Source organism: Shimazuella soli (assembly GCF_022511585.1).
Lineage (GTDB): Bacteria > Bacillota > Bacilli > Thermoactinomycetales > Thermoactinomycetaceae > Shimazuella > Shimazuella soli.
Map to the genome: position 1 here is coordinate 438,382 of NZ_JAKWBN010000001.1, position 26,242 is coordinate 464,623.

Annotated in this window: 25 protein-coding genes; 13 read left to right on the forward strand and 12 right to left on the reverse strand. The window is 39.0% G+C overall.

Annotation, left to right across the window (positions count from 1 at the left end; genetic code table 11):
- The first annotated feature begins 29 nt into the window (after window positions 1-29).
- Window positions 30-638, forward strand: coding sequence for a ComEA family DNA-binding protein (locus MK805_RS02390; protein WP_240873598.1), 609 nt, complete (start codon window positions 30-32; stop codon window positions 636-638).
- Window positions 639-686: 48 nt separating this feature from the next.
- On the opposite strand, the gene MK805_RS02395 is transcribed toward MK805_RS02390, so the two are convergent.
- From MK805_RS02395 to MK805_RS02405, 3 genes are all read right to left on the reverse strand, one after another.
- On the reverse strand, window positions 687-1,079 hold the full coding sequence (locus tag MK805_RS02395) for a VOC family protein (protein ID WP_240873599.1): 393 nt from the start codon (window positions 1,077-1,079) through the stop codon (window positions 687-689).
- 129 nt (window positions 1,080-1,208) lie between these two features.
- A complete protein-coding gene (locus MK805_RS02400; protein WP_240873600.1) occupies window positions 1,209-2,399 on the reverse strand; it encodes an ornithine--oxo-acid transaminase in 1,191 nt (396 codons plus the stop codon).
- Window positions 2,400-2,581: 182 nt separating this feature from the next.
- Complete coding sequence (locus MK805_RS02405; protein ID WP_240873601.1) at window positions 2,582-2,860, reverse strand: hypothetical protein; 279 nt, start codon at window positions 2,858-2,860, stop codon at window positions 2,582-2,584.
- Between the two features lie 197 nt (window positions 2,861-3,057).
- Here MK805_RS02405 and dcd point away from each other — a divergent pair, with 197 nt between their 5' ends.
- A complete protein-coding gene (gene dcd / locus MK805_RS02410) occupies window positions 3,058-3,615 on the forward strand; it encodes a dCTP deaminase (RefSeq protein WP_255724449.1) in 558 nt (185 codons plus the stop codon).
- Between the two features lie 318 nt (window positions 3,616-3,933).
- Here the strand turns inward: dcd and MK805_RS17950 are convergent, their stop codons facing one another.
- The gene (locus MK805_RS17950; RefSeq protein WP_275092320.1) at window positions 3,934-6,756 is read right to left on the reverse strand and encodes a collagen-like triple helix repeat-containing protein; all 2,823 of its coding nucleotides are present in this window, start codon (window positions 6,754-6,756) and stop codon (window positions 3,934-3,936) included.
- A gap of 449 nt (window positions 6,757-7,205) precedes the next feature.
- Between MK805_RS17950 and MK805_RS02420 the strand changes: the two genes are divergently transcribed.
- The 4 genes from MK805_RS02420 to MK805_RS02435 all read left to right on the forward strand — a co-directional run bounded on the left by MK805_RS02420 (window position 7,206) and on the right by MK805_RS02435 (window position 11,532).
- Window positions 7,206-9,602 (forward strand): DNA internalization-related competence protein ComEC/Rec2, encoded by a 2,397-nt coding sequence (locus MK805_RS02420; RefSeq protein WP_240873603.1) that lies wholly within the window; start codon window positions 7,206-7,208, stop codon window positions 9,600-9,602.
- Window positions 9,592-10,587: a DNA polymerase III subunit delta gene (holA, locus tag MK805_RS02425; RefSeq protein ID WP_240873604.1), complete on the forward strand. Its 996-nt coding sequence runs from the start codon at window positions 9,592-9,594 to the stop codon at window positions 10,585-10,587. Before MK805_RS02420 ends, holA begins: the two co-directional genes overlap by 11 nt.
- A 15-nt stretch (window positions 10,588-10,602) precedes the next feature.
- Window positions 10,603-11,187: a hypothetical protein gene (locus tag MK805_RS02430; protein ID WP_240873605.1), complete on the forward strand. Its 585-nt coding sequence runs from the start codon at window positions 10,603-10,605 to the stop codon at window positions 11,185-11,187.
- A gap of 93 nt (window positions 11,188-11,280) precedes the next feature.
- Window positions 11,281-11,532 carry a hypothetical protein gene (locus MK805_RS02435; protein WP_240873606.1) on the forward strand — a complete coding sequence of 84 codons (252 nt, stop codon included), beginning with the start codon at window positions 11,281-11,283 and terminating at the stop codon, window positions 11,530-11,532.
- Between the two features lie 98 nt (window positions 11,533-11,630).
- Here MK805_RS02435 and MK805_RS02440 read toward each other — a convergent pair whose 3' ends face one another.
- From MK805_RS02440 to MK805_RS02450, 3 genes are all read right to left on the reverse strand, one after another.
- Window positions 11,631-12,731 (reverse strand): glycoside hydrolase family 6 protein, encoded by a 1,101-nt coding sequence (locus MK805_RS02440; protein ID WP_240873607.1) that lies wholly within the window; start codon window positions 12,729-12,731, stop codon window positions 11,631-11,633.
- 97 nt (window positions 12,732-12,828) lie between these two features.
- Window positions 12,829-13,470, reverse strand: coding sequence for a LysE family translocator (locus tag MK805_RS02445; RefSeq protein WP_240873608.1), 642 nt, complete (start codon window positions 13,468-13,470; stop codon window positions 12,829-12,831).
- Window positions 13,471-13,748: 278 nt separating this feature from the next.
- On the reverse strand, window positions 13,749-15,035 hold the full coding sequence (locus tag MK805_RS02450; RefSeq protein ID WP_240873609.1) for a phytoene desaturase family protein: 1,287 nt from the start codon (window positions 15,033-15,035) through the stop codon (window positions 13,749-13,751).
- 201 nt (window positions 15,036-15,236) lie between these two features.
- Here MK805_RS02450 and MK805_RS02455 point away from each other — a divergent pair, with 201 nt between their 5' ends.
- A complete protein-coding gene (locus MK805_RS02455) occupies window positions 15,237-15,677 on the forward strand; it encodes a 2-thiouracil desulfurase family protein (RefSeq protein ID WP_240873610.1) in 441 nt (146 codons plus the stop codon).
- 106 nt (window positions 15,678-15,783) lie between these two features.
- On the opposite strand, the gene MK805_RS02460 is transcribed toward MK805_RS02455, so the two are convergent.
- Complete coding sequence (locus tag MK805_RS02460) at window positions 15,784-16,290, reverse strand: CcdC family protein (RefSeq protein ID WP_240873611.1); 507 nt, start codon at window positions 16,288-16,290, stop codon at window positions 15,784-15,786.
- 100 nt (window positions 16,291-16,390) lie between these two features.
- The gene (gene rpsT / locus MK805_RS02465; protein WP_240873612.1) at window positions 16,391-16,651 is read right to left on the reverse strand and encodes a 30S ribosomal protein S20; all 261 of its coding nucleotides are present in this window, start codon (window positions 16,649-16,651) and stop codon (window positions 16,391-16,393) included.
- 140 nt (window positions 16,652-16,791) lie between these two features.
- On the opposite strand from rpsT, the gene gpr reads away from it, so the two are divergent.
- Together gpr and MK805_RS02475 are read left to right on the forward strand one after the other, a co-directional pair.
- A complete protein-coding gene (gene gpr / locus MK805_RS02470) occupies window positions 16,792-17,535 on the forward strand; it encodes a GPR endopeptidase (RefSeq protein ID WP_338057472.1) in 744 nt (247 codons plus the stop codon).
- Between the two features lie 159 nt (window positions 17,536-17,694).
- On the forward strand, window positions 17,695-18,213 hold the full coding sequence (locus MK805_RS02475; protein WP_240873613.1) for a hypothetical protein: 519 nt from the start codon (window positions 17,695-17,697) through the stop codon (window positions 18,211-18,213).
- Window positions 18,214-18,409: 196 nt separating this feature from the next.
- Here MK805_RS02475 and MK805_RS02480 read toward each other — a convergent pair whose 3' ends face one another.
- On the reverse strand, window positions 18,410-18,808 hold the full coding sequence (locus MK805_RS02480; RefSeq protein WP_240873614.1) for a hypothetical protein: 399 nt from the start codon (window positions 18,806-18,808) through the stop codon (window positions 18,410-18,412).
- A 173-nt stretch (window positions 18,809-18,981) separates the two neighbouring features.
- Here MK805_RS02480 and MK805_RS02485 point away from each other — a divergent pair, with 173 nt between their 5' ends.
- Window positions 18,982-19,716, forward strand: a complete 735-nt coding sequence (locus MK805_RS02485; RefSeq protein WP_240873615.1) for a Fic family protein — start codon at window positions 18,982-18,984, stop codon at window positions 19,714-19,716.
- A gap of 99 nt (window positions 19,717-19,815) precedes the next feature.
- Here MK805_RS02485 and ppsA read toward each other — a convergent pair whose 3' ends face one another.
- Window positions 19,816-22,446 (reverse strand): phosphoenolpyruvate synthase, encoded by a 2,631-nt coding sequence (ppsA, locus tag MK805_RS02490; protein ID WP_240873616.1) that lies wholly within the window; start codon window positions 22,444-22,446, stop codon window positions 19,816-19,818.
- Window positions 22,447-23,181: 735 nt separating this feature from the next.
- Between ppsA and MK805_RS02495 the strand changes: the two genes are divergently transcribed.
- The 3 genes from MK805_RS02495 (at window position 23,182) to MK805_RS02505 (ending at window position 25,601) form a co-directional block, all read left to right on the forward strand.
- Window positions 23,182-23,355 carry a hypothetical protein gene (locus tag MK805_RS02495; RefSeq protein WP_240873617.1) on the forward strand — a complete coding sequence of 58 codons (174 nt, stop codon included), beginning with the start codon at window positions 23,182-23,184 and terminating at the stop codon, window positions 23,353-23,355.
- 103 nt (window positions 23,356-23,458) lie between these two features.
- The gene (locus MK805_RS02500) at window positions 23,459-25,240 is read left to right on the forward strand and encodes a recombinase family protein (protein ID WP_240873618.1); all 1,782 of its coding nucleotides are present in this window, start codon (window positions 23,459-23,461) and stop codon (window positions 25,238-25,240) included.
- Entirely contained in the window at window positions 25,179-25,601 is a 423-nt protein-coding gene (locus tag MK805_RS02505) for a GPR endopeptidase (protein ID WP_240873619.1), read from the forward strand. The genes MK805_RS02500 and MK805_RS02505 overlap by 62 nt, the downstream gene beginning before the upstream one ends.
- A gap of 102 nt (window positions 25,602-25,703) precedes the next feature.
- Here MK805_RS02505 and MK805_RS02510 read toward each other — a convergent pair whose 3' ends face one another.
- Window positions 25,704-26,132, reverse strand: a complete 429-nt coding sequence (locus MK805_RS02510) for a hypothetical protein (protein WP_240873620.1) — start codon at window positions 26,130-26,132, stop codon at window positions 25,704-25,706.
- Between the last annotated feature and the right edge of the window lie 110 nt (window positions 26,133-26,242).

A 26,242-nucleotide genomic window follows, 5' to 3' on the forward strand; every position in this document is an offset into this window, starting at 1 on the left:
TTAAGGAGTCATGTATGGAGGTTTGTGGTATGAGTCCTTTTACTTGGTCCCCGAGGGAAAAGAAATTAGCAATAGCGCTTGTTGCTATCTTAGTATTTGCGATTGGTGCTCTACTTTGGAAGCAAGATGATATTTCGTTGCAAGAAACATCATTGCCTATGTACCAACAACAGCAGCCTAAAAATAAAATGGTTGAACCGAAGAAACAAACGCCAATAGCTACCATTGATGTGAAAGGTGCTGTGAAAAAGCCAGGTATTTATAAACTGAATATGCCAGTGAGGCTTTATCAAGTTATAGATGCGGCGGGTGGTACATCGGATGTTGCTGATGTAAATCGCATTAACTTGGCGAAAATTATTGCAGATGGATCTATGATTTACATCCCAAAGAAAGGGGAACAAATTCCGACAGAGGCTTCTCCCATTCAGAACAAAGAAGAGAATAAAATTAACTTGAATACAGCTACACTAGCAGAATTAGAGGAATTGGAAGGTTTAGGACCGACAAAAGCAGAGGCAATTATTCAATATCGAGGAGAACATGGGGGATTTCGATCAGTTGATGAGTTGCTGCAAGTATCTGGAATCGGAGAACGAACACTGGAACGAATCAAGGAAAAAATATTTGTAAGCTAAACAGAAGTTGGGGAGTCGGGAAACTCCCTTTTTTATTTTTAGGAGTGTTTAGTTTCTTAATTCTTCATAAATTTCTATCAAGTTTCCTTGTGGATCTCTAAAATGGGCAGTTTTTAACCCCCAATTTTCTCTAATCGTAGGTTCTGTAACAAATACGACTCCTTTTGCTTGTAAATCTCGGTAGGTTTTCTCTACCTTCTCTACTTCGAAAATAAGAGCAAATGCATCCGGGCTTCGATTATCAAGAGGAAAATCATCAGCACCTACCGTTTCCGCCATAAGTTCACGTTTGAATAAGGCCACTTTTGAAACACCAGTGTCAAATTCAGCATAAGCATCCTTTTCATCTCCCCACAATACTTTAAATCCTAACGTGTCTCGATAAAAGAAAAAACATTCATGGAATTTGGTTACACATAAACGAATATTATGTAATTTCATGGAATGACTACCATCCTTTCAATGAAAAAGGGATTAATTTTGAAAAAGATCCTGATAAATAAATTTTTCTTTCTTATGTAAAAAACACCTTCTGATCCCTGAAGGTGTTTTAGCTATTATAATTTTAACTTAAGACAATACTTTTTTCACCAATTCGATAGCTTGATCCAATTCTTCTTTGGTGATGGTTAATGGTGGAGCAAAGCGGATTGTGTTGTCATGGGTTTCTTTACAGAGAAGGCCTTCATCCATCAATTGTTCACAGTAAGGACGAGCTTTTTCATGTAATTCCATGCCAACGAATAATCCTTTTCCACGAACTTCTTTGATAATTGGATTGTTTATTTTTCTTAGTTCTTCGATAAAATATTCTCCAAGTTCACGAGAACGTCTTGGTAATTCATCTTCTTCTAACACATCCAAAGCAGCAATGGAAACGGCGCAAGCAAGCGGATTTCCACCAAAGGTAGATCCATGTGAACCAGGTTCAAAGACACCTAAAATTTCTCGGTCTGCGGCAACTGCTGAAATAGGCATTACTCCGCCGCCTAGTGCTTTGCCCATAATGTACATATCAGGTTTTACATCTTCCCAATCACAGGCAAATAATTGACCAGTCCGGCCGAATCCAGTCTGGATTTCATCAGCGACAAATAGAACATTGTTTTTCTTACAGATATCATAAGCAGCTTGTAAGAATCCTTCTGGAGGAATAATGATTCCAGCTTCTCCTTGAATCGGTTCTAAAATAAATGCAGCAGTGTTTGGAGTAATCGCATTTTGCAGTGCTTCCACATCTCCATAAGCAATCACTTTAAAACCTGGTGTAAGTGGTCCAAAACCGCGTTGATAATCAGGGTTTGATGACATGGAGACCGTAGTGACTGTTCTGCCATGGAAGTTATCTTCGCAGACGATGATCTCTGCTTGATCTGCTGCTACCTTTTTCACATCATATGCCCATCGTCGAACGGTTTTAATTGCTGTTTCTACCGCTTCCGCACCTGTATTCATCGGTAGTACCATTTCTTTACCAGTGATTTGAGCTACTCTTTCATAGAAAGGACCGAGTTGTTCGCTATGAAAGGCACGCGAAGTAAGTGTGATTTTATCCGCTTGTTCCTTCAGAGCTTGAATCAATCGCGGATGGCGGTGTCCATGATTGAGTGCTGAGTAGGCACTAAGCATATCCATATAGCGATTTCCGTCCGCATCGGTTACCCAGACTCCTTCCCCTTCTACTAGGACAATGGGTAGGGGATGATAGTTTTTTGCACCATATTTATCTGTTAAATCGATGATTGTTGCATTATTTGACATAATTATTCCTCCTGAAAAATATTTAGCAATTCTATTTTAACGGAAACGTTTTCAAAAATGCAAAGAATTGTTTAGTTACTCATTAACGTGCATATATCGTTTTCTTTTTATGTATCAATATTGATTTGATTGAAATATTAAATTGCATTGTTGAATGAACATGCATGTAGATGGGGACTATGTTATGCAAAATATCCACCCTTTTGTGGATACTCTTTATATTTTTGATAGTGTTTCATGATTTTGGAGAAAACATAATTTGCCTTAGATTGACTTTGTTTTTGATTGAGGAGTTTTACTATTTCACTGAGGGGAGTATCTTCTAAGACTTTTTTCTGGAAGAGAGATTTATGTATATCCACTTCGAAAAGTCCATCTAGTTTCTCTGAACAGTTACCAAAGCGATATACCGCAACAGTATCCACAACTTTTACTAATTCAAAATGCAAACAGATAGCCATTATTTGACACCTCTACCTCATCATAACTTTGTTTTATCCTTCTGCTGCACTGTCTATTTTCATAGGATTTAAAAGAATAGCTGAATCTTTCTGAGAATGAGAAGAAGAATTTCTTTTTAAGAGAATCATATTCTAAGACAGGCATTTAGTGTATCATATTTCTGGAATCTATATCTGACGGAAGGACAGGGTTATATATGACAATTAAATCCGATAGGTGGATACGCAAAATGGCAATCGAACAAAAAATGATCGAACCATTTGTAGAGCGGAATGTGGGGAAAGGAGAATTTGTTAGTTTTGGTTTATCGAGTTATGGCTATGATTTACGTGTTTCAGACGAATACAAAATTTTTCATAATGCCTTAAATCCAATAATTGATCCAAAAGAAATCGATGAGAAATCTTTTATCGATTATAAAGGTGAAGTGTGTATCATTCCACCAAATTCCTTTGCCTTGGCGAGATCCGTAGAATATTTTCGTATACCTGAAAACGTACTAGCAGTTTGTGTTGGTAAGTCGACTTATGCAAGGTGTGGAATTATAACCAATGTTACGCCGTTTGAGCCGGGTTGGGAGGGACATGTGACATTGGAAATATCTAATACTACGCCATTGCCAGCGAAAATTTATTCACAGGAAGGTTTATGCCAGGTTCTTTTCCTAGAGAGCGATGAGACATGTGAGGTTTCTTACAAAGACAAAGCTGGGAAGTATCAACATCAACATGGGATTACTTTGCCCAAAGTATAAGTGATTTTTGCATAAGTCAACTGAACACTATGAATAAAGTGGCTTGATGTGTGTGTTTGTAGCAATTGTTGCCTCAAAACACAAAGACGCTTCACCTGCTCAAAGTGAGACTAGGAGCATAGCGAAGTGGCGAGACTTGTGGCCAAGGCTTAGGTGCACATCTGCGCTTTTACGTTGAATAAGTGCGGCCGGATTCTTATAGAATTCGGCCGCAGCAACTGGTTGGAGGCAGACTCACACGTTGTACTTCTGCAACACAAGCGGGGCGATCTGGCGTATCAACTTCAAGGTTGACGGGGCTGGTGATTCTAGATCTGCTTATTGGAATGTTGGATCACTTGCAAAATTAGTTGCTGGAACTGGAGTTACATTAGCAGGAGGTGACAAGGGATCATTGGTTGTTAATACCCCGCCACAATAGACGGTGAGTGGAGTAAGTGAATTAATCGAAGCAGCACCGTTTCCTGCCACAAGGATAGTATTATCAGCGCGAAGCCCAAAGTTTATATTGGTCTGATTATCAATTACATTTGTGCTAGTTGATACATATCGACCGGAAATGTTCATAAAATTAGGACTGGCTCCCGCATCAATGAGGATACAGTTAGCAGTTGCATTTAGGTAGTTACAGTAATGGGAGAATGATCCAGTGAACGTACCATCCAGCTCTATTGCTACTACAGAACCAGTTGCGTCTCCGCGATTATAATTTGCTTTTATGGTGCTGTTCCCACTTAAGAAGAACAATCGGCCTGTGTTGTTCACCATATTTCCACTATTGACCAAGATGGATGAATTACCCGAAATAAAAAACACATCCCCATCTCCAGTATTGGTTAGGTCGGTTATGCTAACAGTTAGTGAAGAATCAGCAATGTTGAAAATAGAATTGGGGAAAGAAGTAGAATAATTTAAAGTTTGATAGTCAACAGTCCCGGTTGCTCCATTAGACAACACTACAAGACCCCCACCAGATGATCCATTGATGCTTTGTCCAGACAAAATTAACCTTGCATTATCGACGACAAATTGATTTTGTACACCAGGGGGACTAAATAGTTGTGTGAGAAAGTCAAATACTAGGACACTGCTATTTGAAACATTTGCTACGAATGCTTGACCGTAGTATTGGAAATCCCCACCTGAGAGAGAAAGGCGTCCGCTTGTAACGGAGATTAACGGATTATTATTCGCAGGTGTTGAGTTCGAAATAAATCGTGAAATGTTTAGCACACAGGGATTAGCAGTGTTTGACGTATTAAGATTAATCATTTGAACACTATTTGCACCTGCATCTCCATTATTCCAGAGCTCTACATCTGCTTCAATTAACGAATCACCTATCAGCGCCAGCTGAGTAGCGTTATTGATCCCACCATTGTTTTCCCATCTTTTAGTTGAAAGTAAAACTTCTGTACCTGACACAGACCCATCCACTAAAACAGACCTCGTGGTACTCATGGTAAGATTATATCTGCCGCCTGCCAAGATAAGTGTGGGTACTATGGAAGGGCCATTCTGGAATGTTTCATCAATCTGAAGGTTGATGTTCCCAAAAGGAAGTTGGAATGAGCAAACTGCATTACTATTTGAATTAATGCGGTGAATAAAACCATTCAGTTCACAATTTACAACAGATAAACTAATGCCAGGACCTGAGTTGTTAAAGTTATCAATTGCTAAAGAACATTGTGTAAGATTAACTGATGTTAAGGACATGGCAGGAATCGATGCATCATTGGTTGAGAAATTAAAAGATCCTTCAATAAAATGATTTCCCCTGTTACTATTTTTTTCATAACAAGGAGAAGCTGTATTTGTAGCATCGCTATTAACGACTTTATACCTAACTCCGGCTTCATTGGAAAGATCTCGTAGTACTGGAGCCCCGCCACCAGCTTGGACCTCAAATCCTTCTATCTTCACGGTAGCAGCAGTATCTTCAAGTAAAAATATAGGATTTGTAGGTGAGGCTGAAATGAGAGCAATAAAGTTAATGAAAAGTTGACCATGGATTTCAAAAAAACCAGATGTTGAAGTAAAACCTAAGATGGCTTTAATATCCATCACAAGAGTAACAGATTGATCATTAATTAGGAACAATGGGGTAGCAAGAATAGAATTCGTCACAATTTCATTTCCGTTAAAAATTGCGATAGCATTATTACTCCCTTGCCAAATATTCCCTGTATTTGACATAGAGTCAAATGTTAAGCGAAAGAAACTCTGATCATCTGTTCCAGGCTGAACAAAGATCGTTCCTGTTCCCGTTTGCGTTATATCTCCGATGTTCAAATCAAAACTCGAGACAACTATATTAAATCCAATTCCACCATTTATAATAAAATTCGTGATAGCAAAGTTGTGCTTTGAGCCACTTAGATTAAAAGAATTAGCCGTGGGGCTGGTATTTTGGAATAAATCCTTAATAAACATCGTTGTTTCGTCTGTGATAGTTGCAACAGTCTCATCACTACTTGTAGTTAGACGTATTAATTCAATGTAATTTTTACCACTGATATTAAACGCAGAGCCAGAGTTAATGACAATCGTTCCATCGCCATAGATGTTGAAGTTGGATCCAATGAAGAGTGAAGTATCTGCCGTATTGTTTGTTACGGTTGCTGATTGCAAATATAAATTTCTTTCGGTTAAGTCTAAATTGAATCCAGTATGATTCCCTGTTCTGACATAAATATTATCTCCTGGTAGGGACTCTGTAAGTGCGTCGGCAATTGTGAGGTAAGGCCTTCCAGGATTATTTCGTTGAGCTGTTCCTAATGGGAGCCCATAGACGGAGTCAACAAACAAGTTGTTCTCCCACAGCCAATTTGGCCCCGTGTCTCCAGTAGCACCGGTAGCTCCAGTGAAACCAGTAGCTCCAGTAGCACCGGTAGCTCCAGTGAAACCGGTGGCTCCAGCGAAACCAGTAGCTCCAGTATCTCCGATGGCACCAGTGGCACCAGTAGCTCCAGTAATTCCCGGCGGACAATTGGAACAATCTCCAGTTGGCCCTGTAGCACCAGTAGGCCCTGTAGCACCAGTAGGCCCTCGTGGGCATACACATTGATTACCAGGAAAAATTGCTGGACATCCCTGAGGGAAAATAACTCCGTTACATTGTCTACACTTATTCCTCATATGCCAGTCCCCTCTTATAGAAAAATGACTAGTATAACTTATGATTTTCTGATACAAAGCGGGAAGGCACTCAGGGCACTCAAATAGATTTTTTCTAACATGCCAGTAAATAATATTACTGGCATTCATTTTACTGATTTACTGCCATTAGGGTAGAACCAGAATCTACCCAAACAGAATTCATTTGGAAATATCTATTACTATGATCTTTCCGTTTTTCCATGTTCTTAGAAGATAAGGAAGCAAAAAACGATATCGTCCGGTATAAGAATCTTGAATATGTGGTATCATTGAATCTCACCTCTATGACTACTAATGAAGAACTAGTAAGCATATTTCATTCATTGATGGGTGGACAAGAGATGGTTAGTTCCATAGGAATATATGTTTGACTAAATTTGGAAAATATGATAAATTCGCTCTAGTTGAAGAGTAGGGGAGCGAACAGATTGTATCGACCATTTGTGAGCTTAACTTGTGGTTGGGTTGTTGGAGTGTGGCTAGCCAATCAAATTCATATGGATATATATTGGATTATCGCGATGATTATCGCTTTAAGTGGGTGTCTCTTTTATGGTAAATACATGAAAGGGGGACCCATTATTTTATGTTTAATAGGTATATCTTTTGGTGCTGCCTATTTTCATTTTTACAACGAAGGAAATGTTTCCGTATTTTCAAAACCTTTAAGTACTTATGGAATTGGGGAGATCGCTTCTTTGCCAATTATTGATGGGGATAGCATTCGATTTGACGTTCAGATCAAATATCTTCGAGATGGAGAAAAACTTAAACAGGTAACGGGAGAACTTATTCGAGTAAATACGAAAGTGGACAGTCCGAGACAACTCTCACTCACCAAAAGTTGGAATACAAGTTGCAGCATTCAGCTTCCCCTCCAGTTAGAAAGGCCATCACCAGCCCGAAATCCCGGAGGATTTGATTATGCGGGATATTTGCATCACTACGGTATTCATTGGCAGACATATGTACCGTCTGTCGCGCAGATTCAAGTTATTACTTGTTCCAATACGACGGACTCACAAATTGAAAAATTACGCCAATTCCTCCATGATCAAATAGCTGAGCTATATCCGGCAAAGTATGCTGGACTTTTGCAAGCTATGCTTATCGGTGAACAACATACACTCGATTCTTCTACACAAGAGATATTTTCCACACTTGGTCTGGTACATGTTTTATCCATTTCTGGACTTCATGTTTCCATATTGGTAGCCAGTTTGTTCTTTTGCTTGATTCTCTGCGGGATAACGAGAGAAAAAACTGCACTTTTGATCTTTGTTTTTCTTCCGTTTTATGCGATGTTGACGGGAGGGAGTGCACCTGTTGTTCGATCAGTAATCATGGCAATGATGATGCTACTTGCAGTTATCTTACGGAGAACAGCGGATGCTGTTTCTTTTTTGGCACTAGCTCTCTTGGTTCAACTTATCTGGAATCCATATCAGCTTTGGGAGCCGGGATTTCAGCTTAGTTTTCTTGTTACGCTCGGATTAGTGGTCTATGTAGAACCTCTTTCTCATCATATTCCAGTTCCTTGGCATCGATTTCGTCAAGCTTTATCTGTGATGCTTGTATCTCAAATCGTTTCTTTCCCAGTTGTGGCAGCATATTTTTATCAGTATTCTTGGCTTTCTGCTCCTGTCAATTTGATATTCGTACCAGTATACAGTGTCATTGTTTTACCACTATCAAGTCTATCTGTCTTGATGAATCTTATTTCTAACGGTTGGGGAGCAATATTAGCTAGTATAACTTCTTGGGTATTAGATGTAATGGATCATGTATTACGATGGATTTCTGGATTTCCGTACATGACATACTCACTTTCTCCTCCAACACTATGGTGGATTCTCTGTTACTTTTTTATCTTTTGGTTTCTTTACGTCACCATAGTAACGGATAGATTATTTGTTCAACGTCTCCGGTATGTCATGATCTCTGCACTTGTGGTGTTAGCAGGAATCCTTCTTCTTCCTGGAAATCATTCAACCACCCGAATCACGATGATAGATGTGGGTCAAGGAGATGCTACACTGATCGAAACTGCTGGCGGAAAAGTTATCTTGATAGATGGTGGAGGAATCCTTCCACGTAGACAGCAGACATGGCAGAAACAAACCAATACTTTTGAGGTCGGTAGAGATGTGGTGGTGCCATATTTGCGATATCGTGGAATTAACAATATCGATACGATTGTGATGACTCATGGAGATGGGGACCATATCCGAGGATTGGAGGCTGTAGTTCGGCGCTTTTCAATTGGACAGGTACTTCATAGTGCAGCTGTGCCGGCTGATTCTTTTGAAACAAAACTATTGACGCTGATGAGACAGAAACAGATTCCAATAAAATTGGTTGTTTCAGGTAACAGTTGGCAAATCGAACAAGGGATACAAGCAAAGATTTTGCATCCTTCATCGGTTGTTTCACCAGCAAATATCAACAATGGATCGATCGTTATGTTACTATCAATATATAAGACAAATATACTTTTCACAGGGGATATGGAAGAACCGGCAGAAAAAGAGGTTCTTGCAAAATTTAGGTTGCCGAGAGTTCATATATTAAAAGTAGCTCATCATGGAAGTAAAACATCGACAAAATACGCATGGATCTCAAAAATAGATCCAGATCAAGCGCTCATATCAGTCGGCTTACATAATCGTTATGGCCATCCGAAGCCAGAAGTACTTGCACGCTTGCATCAGTTTGGTGCACAGATATGGCGAACGGATTATCAAGGTGCTATTTTGGTTCATATAGATCCTAAAGGATATCGGATAGAAAGCATGAAGAAAGGTGATCATTTCGATGGTAGATAAACTCCCTCCTGTTTCTTTGTATTATGGGTTAGAATCATTTTTAATGGAAGAAGAATGCAACCAGCTCCGCGATCAAGTTCCAGAAGAAGAAAGAGATTGGAATTTACTTGTAATGGACTTGGAAGAAACTCCTTTGGAACAAGTGATACAAGAAGCAGAAACTCCCTCTTTTTTTGGAGGGAAACGGCTCATTATAGCAAAAAACGCAACGTTTTTTACAACTGCTAAACCAAAAAGAGAACAAAATCACAATTTAGATGCGTGGCTTTATTATTTAAGTAGACCAAGTGAAAGCAGTGCCATTGTCTTTACAGTAGTGAACGATAAATTAGACAAACGCAAAAAAGTAGTCAAACAGATGGAGAAGGTAGCATCTGTTACAAAATTTGATGCATTAAAAGGACAAGCACTGCTCAAATGGGTAATGGATCGATTTCGAGCTCTGCAAGTAAAGATCAAGCGTGAGGTATGTATTTCTTTTATACAGGTAGTCGGTAACGATTTACGACTCATCAATCAAGAATGTGAGAAGCTAAGTCTCTTTGTGGGACACAAAGGTATCATCACACAGGAAATCGTGGATGAATTGATCCCGCGAACGCTTGAAAATAATGTTTTTCAGTTGACGGAGAAACTAGCAGAGAAGAAAATCACTGAAGTTTGGCAAATATGGGAGGATCTGCTCACACAAAAAGAGGAGCCGATTCGAATCTTGGCATTGATGACAAGGCAATTTCGCTTGTTATATCAGGCGAAAGTGTTGACGGCTAGAGGAATGGGTGCAAGTGAAATCGCGAAAATGCTAGGAGTTCATCCGTATCCGGTAAAATTAGCAATTTCCCATTCTGCATCCTTTACTCTAGAACAATTGAAGAAATATTTGTCGTTAACCATTGCAGCTGATCAAGATATCAAATCTGGTAAAATAGAGAAAGTGCTAGCAGTAGAACAAATCTTTTTAGCCATACATGGAATTACGGCTTAAAGAAAGGTGTCAATTATGGAACAAACAAAGTGGAAAGAGCTTCGAAAAAAACAATTAATTTATACCAATCTGATCTTTTTTCTCTATGCCATCATTGCATATAGTGTCATCTTTACAGGTGCTACTGGATTAATAGTCTATCTTGTTTTAGCTGGCATATTTCTCATCTCTCCTATCGGTTTCTTTCTATTTCGAACACCTGGTCCTCTTCTATTATTATTTCCAGGTATGAAAGAGTTGCTAATATATGAAAAAGAAAAATTAAAAGATGCATGGTTTTCGTATTATTTCACGAATGCTATCTTGCAAGTAGCTGCTACGATTTTTTTTATTGTTCAAGCTTTTATTCGTAATCCCAAACTTGCTTTTATCGAGGGAATTCCTCCTTGGATTATCTTTGCAATTTCGGTTATTTTGCTATGGATCGGAAATGGTAATCAATTGTTTCATGCAAAAAGAATGGATGCGAAGACCTATGAACAGTTAAAAAGTTATGCTGATGACCGCCGTACCTTTGCTATGGTATTTGCTATTGTTGCCCTCGTCATGACAGGGATCGCTATCTTGGCCGTTTCTATCATGTCGCGGAAATTTATTTAAGTCTAATGCTGATATCTATAACGATATCAGCATTTTTTGATAGAATGGAAGTTGGCACAAAACAATTGTGCTAACGGAACCCATGGAGGGGAAATGAGTTTTCTCCCGCGACGTCGTCGTAAGCCCGTAAGGGTGAAGAAGATGAACCACAACCGCAGAGGTTTCTGGAAGTTCATCGGAGATGTGATCGGGGACTACTTGTTCTGGCTTTCCATTCCGAGTTTTTGTCAAGTTGTTCGACGAACTCTAATCCGTCTCAAAGTCTGGGTTCATCGGGAGTTTGGTTATGTATATGACCAAACTCCGCCCAATAAATGTATGTATTGTTGTTTAAAAATGAAATAGAAAAACCAACACAAGAATTTGCGTTTTACAGCAGGATCAGAAGAATAAAAAACGATTGCATTTGATAAGCCCGCAATCGTTTTTTTGATATTTGATAATCAAGAACCGTTGATCAACGACATTGCTAATTCTGGTGTGAACTGTCCAGCTTGTGTACCTTGTCCAATTCCACAATCGCCATCGGATTCTCCTGGGCGTTTAATCCATAAATAAGCGTCTGTCAAGGAGCTGGATTGGATAGATGGTTCATTTCCTAATTTTCTTCCAGAAGGATTACACCATTGTCCATTTGATCCATTGCCATTTCGACTCGTATCTATAACCAAATGGGAAGTGATATTATATTTGTTTTTCAGTATTTCTGTTAATTTTGTACCATATTGTTCGACATCAGTAGTTTTATTGTAGTTGGAAACGTTTAGCGATACTCCCCTTGTATTTACGACTCCCGCTTCTTTTAACCATTCTGCCATATCTTCAGGAGATTTCCATTTTCCATCTCCACCATCGATATAGGTCCAAGCAGCAGGTGCATTTTGTTTTAAGATTTCTGTTGCCTCTTTTAGCAAGGCAAATCGAGTTTGCCGGTCTGCATCAGATAAACAGTCTAGATGAATCAAAGCATCTGGTTCTAAAATGACAACCGCAGAGCGATCGCCTATGCCTTTTGCGATTTTTCGGATCCATTCTTTGTATTCTTTTGCGGAGTTTGCTCCACCGGCTGAATATCCGCCACAGTCACGCAACGGAATATTGTATGCGACAATGATCGGAAGTTTCTTTTCCTTTGCTGCTTCGCTTACATAGTTGTCCACTTCATCTGTATTCCACCCGCCAAACCATCTTGCAGTGGGAATACTAGCGATTTTTTCCTTAATTATTTTAGCACGTTCATCGTTTGGGTTGTCTTTTACCCATTTGACAGCTTGTGAGTCTTTCTCGGTATAAAGACCAGTTGTTTTAAGAAATGGGTTATTGGCATCGTCCATGATTGCTTCTGGATCATCAGTTGTCGTTTCTGGGGAAGGTTGTATGTGAGACTCCTCCTTTGAAATCTCCTGTTTGTTGGCTGGTGTATTGTTTGGAGAGTTTTGTTGATGTTGTTGGTAGTACTGGGATAATTCAGATATAAGGGATTCCAAGGAAGTGTTCCAATAAAAATTGGTGAGGAAAAGCAAGCAAATGAATGTCTTAATCAAGCATGTAACCCCCTCGTGTTAAATAGTAATTTGTTTGTTCCTAATAGTAGAATAATTCGGTAGAGTAATCAAATGGAATTTAGATGAATAATGCTTTCTAGAAAGAGAGGGGTTTAAGGAAATACGAAATTCCTTCCCAGAAAAATTTTATGCCAAATCCTATTAAAACAAGGCCAGTTATAAAGGTTATCACACGGACTCCTTTTTCGTGTAAATATCTACGGCTTACATGAACAGTTGTGGCGACATTGATATTCCAAATTACTTTTCCTAGGAAGAGAAACCCAATACACATGATAATCATGTTGGAATCATGCTTTTGTAGAAGTGTCACATAAAGTGAACCATAGACACCTGACCAAAAGAGAAAACTAATAGGATTCATGATAGCGATCAGAAATCCACTCCAAAAAGCATTCCATCTGCTAGATTCATAAGCAGCTATTTGGATAATAAGATTTTCAGAAGGATGGAAAGTACTTTTTATACTTGAATAGCCGAGTTTTAGAAAAAATAATGCACCTAACCAAGTCAAAGTAACATGTATCCACTGAATAGACAGCCACATGGAAATACCTCGGTCAATAGCAATCAAATATACAACATCTGCTGTGATTGCTCCAAGAGATACAATCCAAGCGGATAGAAAACCTTGTCCTATTCCTCTTCGAACAATTTCTAAATTCACAGGCCCCATTGGAACAGCAAATGAAATGCCCAGCAGAAAATGACTCAGCATCAGCTCCATATTCGAAATTCCTTTCTTGTCCAATCTTTTATTATTTATTAATTAATGTAGAAAGAGGTAAATTTAGAATAGGGAAATTCCCTTTATATGGAACGAATGGAGATGATGAGTGAGAGACTTCTTGTTACAGGGCGAAAACGGAACACATAAGCGAATTGGTACAGCTAAGTGATTGATCAAGGAGAACAGTATTTTGGAGGGAAAAAGAAATCACAAAAGGATACTAAAGAACAAAAGACAGCACACCAAAAGGGGCTGTCTAAAAAAACTCAGTTATTATCCTGTTTCATAATACGGTTGGTAACTTCATAAGCAGAGGTGAATGAAAGCTCGGACAATTGCCCTTCACCATGGCACCAATCTCCTGCGAAATACGTGTCTTTTAAACTATAGAACTGTACAGGCATGAGTTGTTGATCATGAATGCTTTTGATTTCTTGTACAGTTGCTTTTTTGGAAAGACGTTTTGCAACAAGCACATCTCTCCAGCCAGCAAAATGTTTATCATATACAGATTCGATAATCGCTACTTTTTCATCTGCTTTGCCTTCTTTGATCTCTTTTTCATTCAAATAAGCAACAGCTTGCATCAACTGTCCGCCTTCAGGGATACAAGTTTTGTCATAATGGGAAATGTCGGTAATAAATACTCGTTCCCCTTTGTGATAAATATATGTGTATGGACTTGCTATCCGCTTAGATAAACCAACATCATACACCACAACTTGTGTTGGAAGATAATTTGTATACGGAGTGAACAGAGATTCATATTTTGTTTCCCCAAATAATTTTCCGAGTTCTTTTGGTGGAATACAGAAAATAAATGCGTCTGCTTCGTAAGACTGTTCTTTTCCTTGAATGGCTTTGATTTTATTATCTTCGACTTCTAGTTTATCGATTTTTTCTTTTGTAACAATTTTCCCGCCATTTTTTTCAATGATACTTGCAAAAGATTCTACAATCGCTTGCCAACCTCCACCTATGTAGGCAACAGCTCGCTGTGTAGAGAAAAGTCTTTTATAATATGCAAAAAATAAAGGAGAGGGAATATTTTCAGGTTCATTGGTAAAAAAGTTAGAAGAGGCAACTGTTAATAGCAATTCACGAATTTGTTCAGGTTGCTTTTTTAGGTAATCCCCGATTAGTACGCCATCTTCTCCACGTTCGATAGCAGTCAATGTTTTTAAAATCTCAGCAGCAAATCGAACTTTATTGTTTGCATCTAGCACCTTCGTTTTATACAGTCCTTCTAAAGTTGCAGGCATCGGGGTGGTAAAAGTCCCCATGTCATAAAATGCTTTAGAGGGGGAGAAGTCGCGCCAATCCACTTCCAATTTGATCTCTTTTTCAAACTTACGGAGGACAGATCTATCACGAGCATAGATGGCATGTGCTCCAAAATTAAAATTAAATCCTTTCATTGGGATAGAGATTGCCCTTCCACCTAGTTTGGGCGCCTTTTCTAATAGTGTTACTTGATATCCATGGTATGCTAGTCTGGCTGCTGCAGAAAGTCCAGCTAAGCCACCACCAACCACGACGACAGATGAGGACATGAAAAACACCCTTTACAAAATTCATTTTTCAACAGTATCGTAGACATAGATAAATTCCCTTCTTCATCGAATCTTCATCGAAGAAAGGGTTTCATTGCGCAAAGCATCAATTCATCCCCTACATTGTAACAAGTTCTTCTGTATTTCGGTAGAGTGCAATCATATTCTTAATTTTCTGACAAGAAGGAGGTGCATAGGAAGATGAAACTGGTAAGTGCTTGTTTGATGGGCGTTCATTGCCGCTTTGACGGAAAGCATAGTTTGGATACAGAGGTACAAAAGTTAGTAAAAGAAGGGAAGGCAGTACCCGTTTGCCCCGAACAGATGGGAGGGTTATCTACTCCGCGTCTCCCAGCAGAGATCGTAGGTGGTGATGGGGAGGATGTGTTGGATGGAAAAGCTAAGGTGATCACGATCGAAGGAGAAGATGTTACCGATGCATTTATACGTGGTGCAGAGGAAGCACTGCGTGTGGCAAAATCAGTCGGTGCTACAGAAGCAATCTTAAAAGAACGCAGTCCTTCTTGTGGAAGCTGTGTCATTTATGATGGAACCTTTCAAGGAAAGAAACAAGCAGGAAATGGAGTAACAGCTGCTCTTTTGAAGAGAAACGGTATCAGTGTGAGCTCAGAAGAATCATAAAAACGCTATCTGGAAAGACATAAAACAGAAAAGTTTGCTATATTGCTAGATTATAATAGAAAAAAAGTTATCCGCTGGAGATGGTAGGATAACTTTTATTTTTTACTTATGAAGTTGGCAAGGGTTCTATCTTCTCATCTTTTAGCAATTTCTGATATTGCAGATACATCGCAATTCGCCATGGTACAAGCATTCCAAAAGCTAAGATGAAAAACAATGCCCCAGTTTGAGGGATACTCAGAAAATGCTCAATATACGAATGAAGCGCTAACCGAATGGTTAAAAGACCTACTAAGATGTAGACAAAAGCAGGTGAACGCTTTAAGTATACTTGACCTTCCCGAAGTTCAAACTTGGACGTTTTGATGAGTGGAATAGAAAACAGAATTGATCCGCACAAAAAAGCCAATCCAGCCCATGTCCATGAAATATGAGTGGGTGGAAAGAGAAACATAAGGAATCCAGTACTCATACCAAGAGGAGGGATGAGAATCTTTTTGGCGTTTGTCGGTTTTGATGCAGATCGAATTCGAATCATAATCATCGATAGTGCCATCACGATAAAGACAATAGTTGCGATTGTATGCAGATGCAAGGTAAAGAAAGTTTCCATCTTTGACACCTCTTAATCTACACAGAAAGTGGTAAATCTTGTCCTTATTATATGGAAAAAGCGCGAAAGTATGAAAAAGCGACCCCATGAAGGGTCGTCCTTATAGCGCTTGTAACTTTTGAGTGAGACGAGATTTTTTACGAGCAGCTGCGTTTTTATGAATAAGTCCTTTTGTTACTGCTTTATCCAAAGTGCGAGTTGCTGTTTTCAAAAGACCAGTAGCTTGTTCTTTATCATTGTTTTCAATAGCATTTAGAAAACGCTTTACAGCAGTACGCATGGAAGATTTTTGAGCAGAACGATGTAGACGTCTAGCTTCGTTCGTTTTAGCGCGTTTGATAGCAGATTTAATGTTAGCCAAGTGAGTTCACCTCCATAGTAATACTGTTGGTTCCGATAAAACAACATGCATCATTGTAACATTAACGTCTAGGAAAGTAAAGAATAATAGCGTGATAGTAGTAAAAAATAGGGAAGAAAATATGTCAGGAGTTGACTAAGATGAAAGAACATCAAATCGACCTAAGCCAGTACAATATTCGAACTGATCTGGCTGTAGAAGCACATGATATGGCACAAGAGCAACAACAAGGCAGTCCAATACCAGGTGTCAAGATGAATGAGACCAATGCAGAAGGCATCCGAACAAGTTGGATTTGGGTAGAAAATGAAGAAGGAGCCCAGCGGATCGGCAAAGCACCAGGTACATACTTGACCATAGAAGTTCCCGCTTTACGCTCCAAAGACTCCAATTTACAAGAACGTGTAGCTGAACACTTTGCCAATCAATTTTCACAATTTCTCCAAGATGTAGGCATCGATGCAAATGCAAAAGTCCTCTTAGTTGGTTTAGGTAACTGGAATGTAACCCCAGACTCGTTAGGGCCACTGGTGATCAAACAATCGATGGTCACCAGACATCTATTTGTTTTAGCTCCAGAGCAAGTAGACGATGGCTATCGCTCCGTAGCAGCTGTTTCGCCGGGAGTGCTAGGTATCACCGGAATGGAAACGAGTGAAATCATCTATGGAATCGTCCAAGAAACCAAACCGGATGTCGTCATCGCTTTTGATTCCTTAGCATCCCGCGCATTGTCCCGCGTAAACACCACCATCCAAGTAACCGATACGGGTATCAGCCCTGGTGCAGGAGTGGGCAACAAACGTAAACAGTTGAACCAAGAAACACTCGGCGTACCTGTACTTGCAGTAGGAGTTCCTATAGTTACAATAATACGGGTATAATAGTTTCAAGTTTGTTGCAGAAGATTGCTAGGACGTTTCCAAGTCCAATTAGGAAGGAGATAAACACCAAAATAGTCGGATAACGTCTTGCGTTCATGTATAAGTAAAGTAATATATAAATTAGGAACACAAAGGACTTCTTTGGAGTAGGAGCAAAACATGCATGAGGTGAACGAGCGACTGATCGGTCTCAAGAACGAGGCACGTGAGCTCTTCCAGCGTATCGAAAACGTTCGTCATCGAGACGAAGTGTTCAAACTCTGGTGCAGCTATCCTTTCCAGTTCGGAAGGTCTCGTAAGGAAAAGGACATCCAGAAGTGGATCGATGATGTTCGTTCGGACAAGGCCGTGATGGAAATTCTCACGGATGTGAAGGAACATCCGTTGCAGCGAATCAGTCGATTCCGAGCAATCGAGCGGGACTCCTATACCTGGACTGCAACTGATCTCCTTGAGGAGGGAAACCTCGATCAGGAGACGGGTCAAAAGGTGGAGCAGGTCATTCAAGGACCTGACTGGCTCCGTGAGAACTTGGACTGGATCGACGCCGAAAACGGCATGGACGAGCTTGAGCGGCGAATCCAAGCTTGGATCGAGGATGCGAAGAAGGTCCTCTCCGAGGCTTGGACGAAGGCTCAGACGGCAGCTCTCGCACAGAAGTTCAACGTGCGACGCTAGACTCTAGGAAGTTCGCTTTCCCACTATGGGAAAATAGTGCCCTCTGACATTATAGGATTGAATTCACTATTCTGTCAGAGGGTGCTGTGTTTTCAAGTGACTTAATTTCTAGGTATTAGACAGTTGACAATACAAAAGAACCTTATGACTTCAACTTTCCATAGACATAAGGTTAGTTCTTTCTTTTAAACTCATTTTAGTGATTGGAAAAATAAAAGTAAAACAAAGAGCTTGCAACTATTGTAACTAAAAAAGCAACAACAGATATACCCATTATGCCAATATTGGTAAAGGGTACTAAGACAATTAAAACAATGCTGCCAAGTACCCAAAGGACACACATAATAGCAAATAACAAAACCAAGTTTTTAGGTAATATCTTTCTTCTCGCTGCCCAAAAGCTAAAAAAGGTAGGAAATACCGATCCTATACCAACTATTCGGATGGTTACAATGGTATTCACCCCTGCTAAACTCCCAATTCTATTTGCAAAAAATAGGAGAGTCAAAGCAAAAATTTCTGTGCTAATAGCATCAAATAAAAATGTTCCTCTCAATAAAGGAGTAACGACTATTTGTGTTTTCTCTTTACCCATATTTGAACCTCACTTTTATGAATAGTATGATCTTCAGCTTTATCTTGGCTCTTTTTTCAACTGCAAATGGCAATATTTCTATGGTGTTTCATTTGTCTGAATAGGTGACCCATAGAAAGAGAAACAAAGGAACAGTATAATGGTTTCATTACACATAGAAGAGGTAATTTGTGATGGATCGATTCAAGCGAATAGATGAATTAAAGTCTCATTTAGATCAAAAGCGCCCGTTTCCTAAACATGTAGTTAAAAATTTGCATGATCATCTCATTGTGGAATGGACGTATCATTCAAATTCCATTGAGGGTAATACCTTAACGCTAACAGAAACAAAAGTAGTGTTAGAAGACGGTATTACAATTGGTGGAAAATCAGTGAAAGAGCACCTTGAAGCATTGAATCATAAAGAAGCAATATTTTTACTTGAAGATATCGTGAGAAGAAATGAGCTGTTTTCGGAAAGAGTGATCAAAGATTTACATGCGATTATTCTCCGAGGGATTGATAATGAAAATGCTGGTGTTTATCGAAAAACAAATGTTTTGATTAGTGGTGCAGAGCATATTCCACCTGATTACCTGATAGTCGAAGAACAAATGGGGAAACTTATCACATGGTATGAGACAGAAGCACAACAGTTTCATCCAGTAAAAAGAGCAGCCATGCTGCACAGTTTGTTTGTAAAAATTCATCCCTTTATTGATGGAAACGGTAGAACCGCAAGACTTTTAATGAATCTAGAACTGTTAAAAACAGGATTTGTCCCAATTGTAATTAAGAAAGAACAACGTTTACAGTATTATCAAGCATTGGATTATTCCCATGTTGTTGGTGATTTTGATGATTTTATACAGATGTTAGCCGAGCTGGAGGAAGAAAGACTTGAGTTTTATCTCCGATTTTTATAAGAGATTGTCCTGGTTTTTAAAGAAGAAGTAAAAAATGGTAAGCACCGCTCTGGCTAACTAGAGCGGTGCTTACTAATTAAATCTGGATGAATTCAGTCATCATAATATTTCGATATAGCCATCTGTTCCATTTACCCGTATACGTTGCCCATCTTTTATCAGCTTGGTGGCATTTTCTACACCGACAATGGCTGGCAAGCCATATTCACGTGCAATAACAGCTCCATGGGTCATTAATCCTCCTACTTCAGTGACTAGCCCTTTTATCGATACAAACAATGGTGTCCAACTAGGATCAGTAAAGGCAGTGACTAAGATATCTCCGTCTTCAAGATTTGCATCTTCCATTTTTAAGATGACGCGTGCTCTGCCCTCTATCACTCCGGAAGAAACCGGCAGACCTACAATAGCTTCAGCTGGGGAGTTTTTCCGTTTGTATTTCCCTGTAATAATTTCACCATCAGACGTGATAACACGCGGTGGGGTAAGTTTTTCATATTGTTTGTACTCGTCTTTTCGTTTGTTGATAATCTGGTAATCCAGATTATTTGTTCGTACTACTTCGCGGAGTTCTTCAAAAGTGAGATAGTATATATCTTCTTTTTCACTTATTACGTTGGCTTGTACGAGTTTATCTGCTTCTTTCATCAAAGCCTGTTTATAAACGAAGTAGCGATTAATCATGCCATATTTTGGATATTCCCGATAACCGATGAAATTTCGGATCAAACTGATCATTCGTTTTGTCTTTTTGGCTTTTCGTTTACCGTCTGGTAACTGTTTCAATTGATCTAATAACTTTTGTTCTTTTTTCAAAGATTCCTGGCGCCCTTCCTCGAATTTATGATTTCTGGCATCAGGTTCAAAGTTTTTGATATTACTGAGAATCATAGGGATAAGTGTAGTTGGTTTCTCGCTCCAGCGAGTTTTAGTAATATCGATTTCTCCAGTACATCGCATTCCGTATTTGGTTAGATATGCATGGATAGCATCACGGGATTCGGACCCGCCATCAAACTTAACCAGTTCATCCAAAAAATTGTCATCTTTTACATGTTGTAAATAACGGATTACTTCTGGATAAGGACGAATGACATCTGCAACATCCAATAGCGCCAGGCCCATTTCTGAAGTAATATTGTTTGGAACAGATAGAGAAAGTGTGTCTGCTGCATTTTTTTCACCTAACCACTTCTTCATTTTTTTATTGATCCAAGATGTCGCATATACAGCAACCATAATCGCACCAAGGCTTTGAGGATTATATAAAATTTTTCTTAATTGCTGGTAATCTTCTAGAATAAAATCAAATAAGTCTAATCCTGTTTTCGTTTGGATGTTTTGTTTTAACTTTTCTATTGATGTTTCATTACTCTTAATCAAATCAGGAATGATTGTCGGATCGTTTTGGAAGTAGATCTTCACCACTTGTGCTAGAAGTTTCCAAGACATTCCTTCATTGCTATTACGCAGACCCAGTACTTTTTTACCTTTGGGTAGTGATTTTATAAAATTTTTTCGATTTACTATGGTCAAGAGAGCGTCTTTTATGAGTGGATCGGACTGACCCATTGCATTTAATAAAACCTTTCTACTAAGAGGTGAAGCCAGATCATGTGTGAGATCAATAAACATTCTTCCCCCTGCTATAGCTAGGGGTTGATCAGGAGTTAAAAGATGAAAGAAAGATATTCCTAGTGGTTTGATCGGTTCTGTCATCATTTGCTGATGACCCATCGAAACATAAACATGGTTCTCTTTATCTTTTACCTCTGGGATGGGGTATAAAGTAGTGATAGGTCTGCTTTGAACAATATAAAATGTATCATCAACCAAACACCATTCAATATCTTGCGGGCAACCAAAATAAGCTTCAATCTTTCTGCCTATGTGTGCGAGCTGTAAAATTTGCTGGTCAGTGAGTGTTTGGGTCTTTTGCTGGTCAGGATCGATCTGCTGTGTCTCTATTCCTCCTTTTTTTCGACCATAGATGGCCAATTTTTTGGTTGCTATCATCTTATTAATGATTTTATTTTCCTGCACCTTATAGCAGTCGGCAGAAACTAGCCCAGAGACAAGAGCCTCTCCAAGTCCAAAGCTAGCATCGATGGATAGCTGCTTCCGATTGGAAGTAATCGGATCAGCAGTAAATAAAATTCCTGAAGCCTGTGGAAAAACCATCCTTTGAACGATAACAGATAAATAGACTTGGCTGTGGTCAAATTCGTTTTGAATTCGATAAATTACTGCGCGATCTGTGAAAAGGGAAGCCCAACATTTCTTTATGTGTCGCAATATTTCATCTTTTTCCATGACATTTAAATAGGTGTCTTGCTGACCTGCAAAAGAAGCATGTGGTAAATCCTCAGCTGTCGCACTGGAACGCACGGCATAAGCATGTTCTTCACCGAATCGGGAGAGATAGTGAGATACAGCTTTTTCCACCTCTGGAGGCATTTCAATTTCCTCGATGATTTGACGAATCTCCTTGCTGATTTTTCCAATTTGATCTCGATCATCTACTATTAGCAGTGTTAGTTGATTTAACAATGAGTGGAACGTTTCGTTTTGTTCTAAGGCTTTTTGATAAGCTTCTGTCGTAACACAAAATCCAGCTGGTACTTGTATTCCTTGAATCTTTGATAGTTCCCCTAAATGTATCCCTTTTCCGCCAACGAGCAAAAGCTGATTATTTTTCATTTCTTGGAAATCGAGAACCAAAGAACTCATTTTACATTTCTCCTAACCATTGCTTTTCTTTTGTGCTGTGAAGCATGTCTTTAACCTTTCTTAGTATGTTCGAACAGTAATCGCTTTGATTCATATAGTATCTTCTAAAGATTTAATTACAATTATATGTGTAAATTCTAGAACTTAGCTCTTATAAACAATCTATATTATTCTGTCTATATTTTATAATGAAAAGGAGAGAGTTGCATTGATATTGGGTGATATAATAAAAGACTAATGATTCATAGTCTTTTTGCTAATAAATACATTAGATGAAAAATAAGGTAAATCCAGCATATGATCTTCACTTTTAAAAACCCTTATATATCAACGTTTTTGTAATATAGGTTACAAAACTATACTTTTGTAACGCTATTTTATCGGCGAATGAAATGAAATTTGCGAGGTAACACATAATGAATGAAAGAAGTTTCTTGTGGTATAAGTTCTCTCTTTAATTACTTTCATTTTTGAGTTCCTCTCCGTTAATAAATATATAACTCTACTTTTCTATAATATAAAGATTTGTGTTGGAATTCCGTATTTATTCATTTTTATGTATAATTTAAAATTTACTATACTATTTAGCGGTCTTACGGGTTTTTCACTCTTATAAAACTTTGCTGTTCAATAGAAAGGGGCTAGTGTTTTATGTGATTATGCAAGAAGCATGAATAATAGAGGGTTTTCAGAAAGAAAATAATCTCATAAAAGTTAAAAGGATGTGGATTTAAGATGTCTGATTACAAGGTCAGAGTAGTAATTTCAGAGAATAAACTTCCTACTGTAAATATCGAAAATAAAATCACTGACTTTCAAAGTGTTTTCACTGAAGTTGCATCACGTTTTTACAGTGATAAATTTAAAAAAAGGGATTATACGGATATGATTAAAATGGAAGCTAGATAAGCCTCTTTTTCTTTTTTATGAGATAAAATATTTGTTTCTTTTGGTATAGCACTATATAATACCTGTAATAAAACAACTGTAGAACGTGAAAGGTTGTAGATTTATGGCGGGTAAACTAAGAATAGCATTATTTATGAGGGCAAGTACCAATAAACAAACAAGCCAAGGAAAGATGAAACTAGCATCTCGATCTGGGAAAGTATCTGCTAGACCTGTATCAGATGAAAATGATCTTCCTTTACAAAAGAAAAAATGTATGGAGTATATAGCGAATCAACCGGATTGGGAATTTACAGAATTAGAGTATGTAGAAGCTGGCGTATCTGGATTTCATACACATACTAGTAAACGGACAGGACTGAATCGTGCTTTTGAGGATGCGAAAAAAGGTCTATTTGACATATTGTTAGTATATAAACTCGACCGAATTGGTCGTCGGTCTACAGAGAGTTTAAATCATGCCATACGTTTTTTAAGGCATTGCCGAATTTGGGTAGTAGATAAAGATAGAGAGTTTACCAACAATGGAGATGCGGATGAAATATTGAACTTCATTGAATTTTGGTCTGCCAAAAAGTCTTCCATGGATACCAAAGTTCGTGTAACTGATATGATGAAACTCATCCATAAGGAAGGTTTTTGGACTGGTGGGAACCCTCCCTATGGGTATCGCAATCATCATGAGTTGTCCAACATGTTGGAAATCGACCCGAAAGAAGCAGAAGTGGTAAAAGAAATCTATCGGTTATATGTATCAGAAGGTTTAGGAATGCTGCGTATTGCTAGCATTTTAAATGAGAGAGGTTTACAGACAAGGACAGGTCGCCAGTGGCGATCCGAAAGCATACGGAAAATATTACGCAACACGGTTTATAAAGGCTATTTATCTTATGGGAAAACAAAGACAGTAGAAGGAGAGTTTGGATCTTATCAAAAGTACACGAAACAAGGAGAAGAGCTGGTTTCAGAGAAGTTTTGGCCGGAATACGAAATCATTTCAGCAGAGATCTGGGAAAAAGCACAGAAAATGAAAAAAGCGAGAGTGACCAATAATCAGTTTGGCGGTGTGGCTCCTCAGCGAAAAGGTACAGGAAGAGGGTTATTAGTAGGTGTTTTAACCTGTGAATGTGGCAGCAATATGACCTACGGAAGCCAGCGGGATTGGTTGGATTCCAAGAGGACTAAGAAAGGCGAACTATATGGTATCTATCGCTGCTTACGGCGTCTCAAGTCAGGTGTTCATGCCTGTGGAGCAAAAAAAGGAACGCATAAAACGGAAAAACTCGATAGATTAGTGTTGGAAAAAATAAAGGAATACACCAAAGAATTGATCACATCGAATGTATTAAGCGAGATTCAACAAAAGACGTTACATGCTTCCAAAGAAATCGAAGCAAAATTGTTGCAGGCAAAACAGGATCGGGAACAATGGCAGCGAGCAAAAGAAAATGCCAATAATCACTTGCTCAAGATTTTAATGGGTGAAGACTCTTCTTTTTCTGAAACACAACTAAAAGAGTTGTATGAGCGATCTGTTCGGGAATTAGAAAAAGCAGAGAGGCTGTACGAAGAGATGAAAGCATTAAAAGACAGCAATGGGTTATCGGAAGTAGATGTCTTAAAACTACAAGATGTATTAGAAGACTGGGGAAACTTATTTGAGATTGCAACTACTGAGGAAAAACGAGAAATGATTAAAAGTATCGTGCGAGAGGTAAAAGTCGCAGGAGAAGATATTACGATTGAACTTCATTTTGATGTTCCAAAGTTTTTTGAAGCAGTAAGCTGTGCGAGAGAAACTGCAGCAACGCTGGAAAAACGTAGTGGAATACTTCTATCCTCAGAATTGCAATATAGTAACAGTCGGAGTTCCAACCGTAGTTGATGCAGTAACGATTGCATTTGATACGGTGAACTACTTATTGGCTTACTTAAGTAGAGAAATGTCAGGAGTAAAAGGAAATCCGCTTGATCCTTTGAATCGTCCAGGACTAAAAGAATTAGAGCAGCAAGAAGTACCACTTGAGACGAAAACAAAGATGCTGGGGTTAGTTGGCGGGCTAGAAGATGATGAGAAAAGACAGCTTATCCATGAGATACTGTCGCCACTGGGTCAAAACCTGATGGTAACGCCAAAAGAAGTGGATGATTTTATTAATGATATGGCGAAAGTGATAGCAACAGGATTAAACTGCGCTTTACATGAAGCAGTGACGATGGACAATGTTGTAACACATATGCATTAATAACAGTAGGGAAAAATTCGTTGTATCTATGAACGGATTTTCTATATTGGGGCAGGGCTTCCTGCGAACCGAAGTTCACTGAAAGCCCTACGATCCCCTACCTCAGGCGGTTCTGGTTTGCATCTCCCGCCTCTGCTGTCGGTAGTACCGAATCAGCTCTGAGAAGTGAGGGACGAACAGATACACGAGATCGTCCCATTCGCCTACAACCCTTGCTCCATTTGCCCGGGCATAGGCGAGCTGGATGATCAGCTTCGACTTGCCGTGCTGAAGGGGGAACTCTTCTCCAGTGAGTCCCATCAGGGCAAGTTGTTCCTCACTCCAGTCCGGGCACTTGCCAATGTGTACACCTCGGGCAAGAAGCACGGGGGCAAGTTGGAGAACATTACGGAGTTCGATGATGTGACCACGATACTTGTTGTACTTCCTCATCTCTTGCAGAAGCAGCTTCAGCTCCCTACGAAGCTGAATGTTCTCTTGGTGCAACTCCTCGAAGGAGGGGGTCTCAGCTTCAGCTACCAGAATGGTCATGTTATCTGACCTTTCACTGTAGGGGATTTAGTTGGTCAAAGTAATTATAAAGGAAATCACCTGTAAGATAAATAGAAATTTACAGGTTAATTTCGAAATCATTTATCATT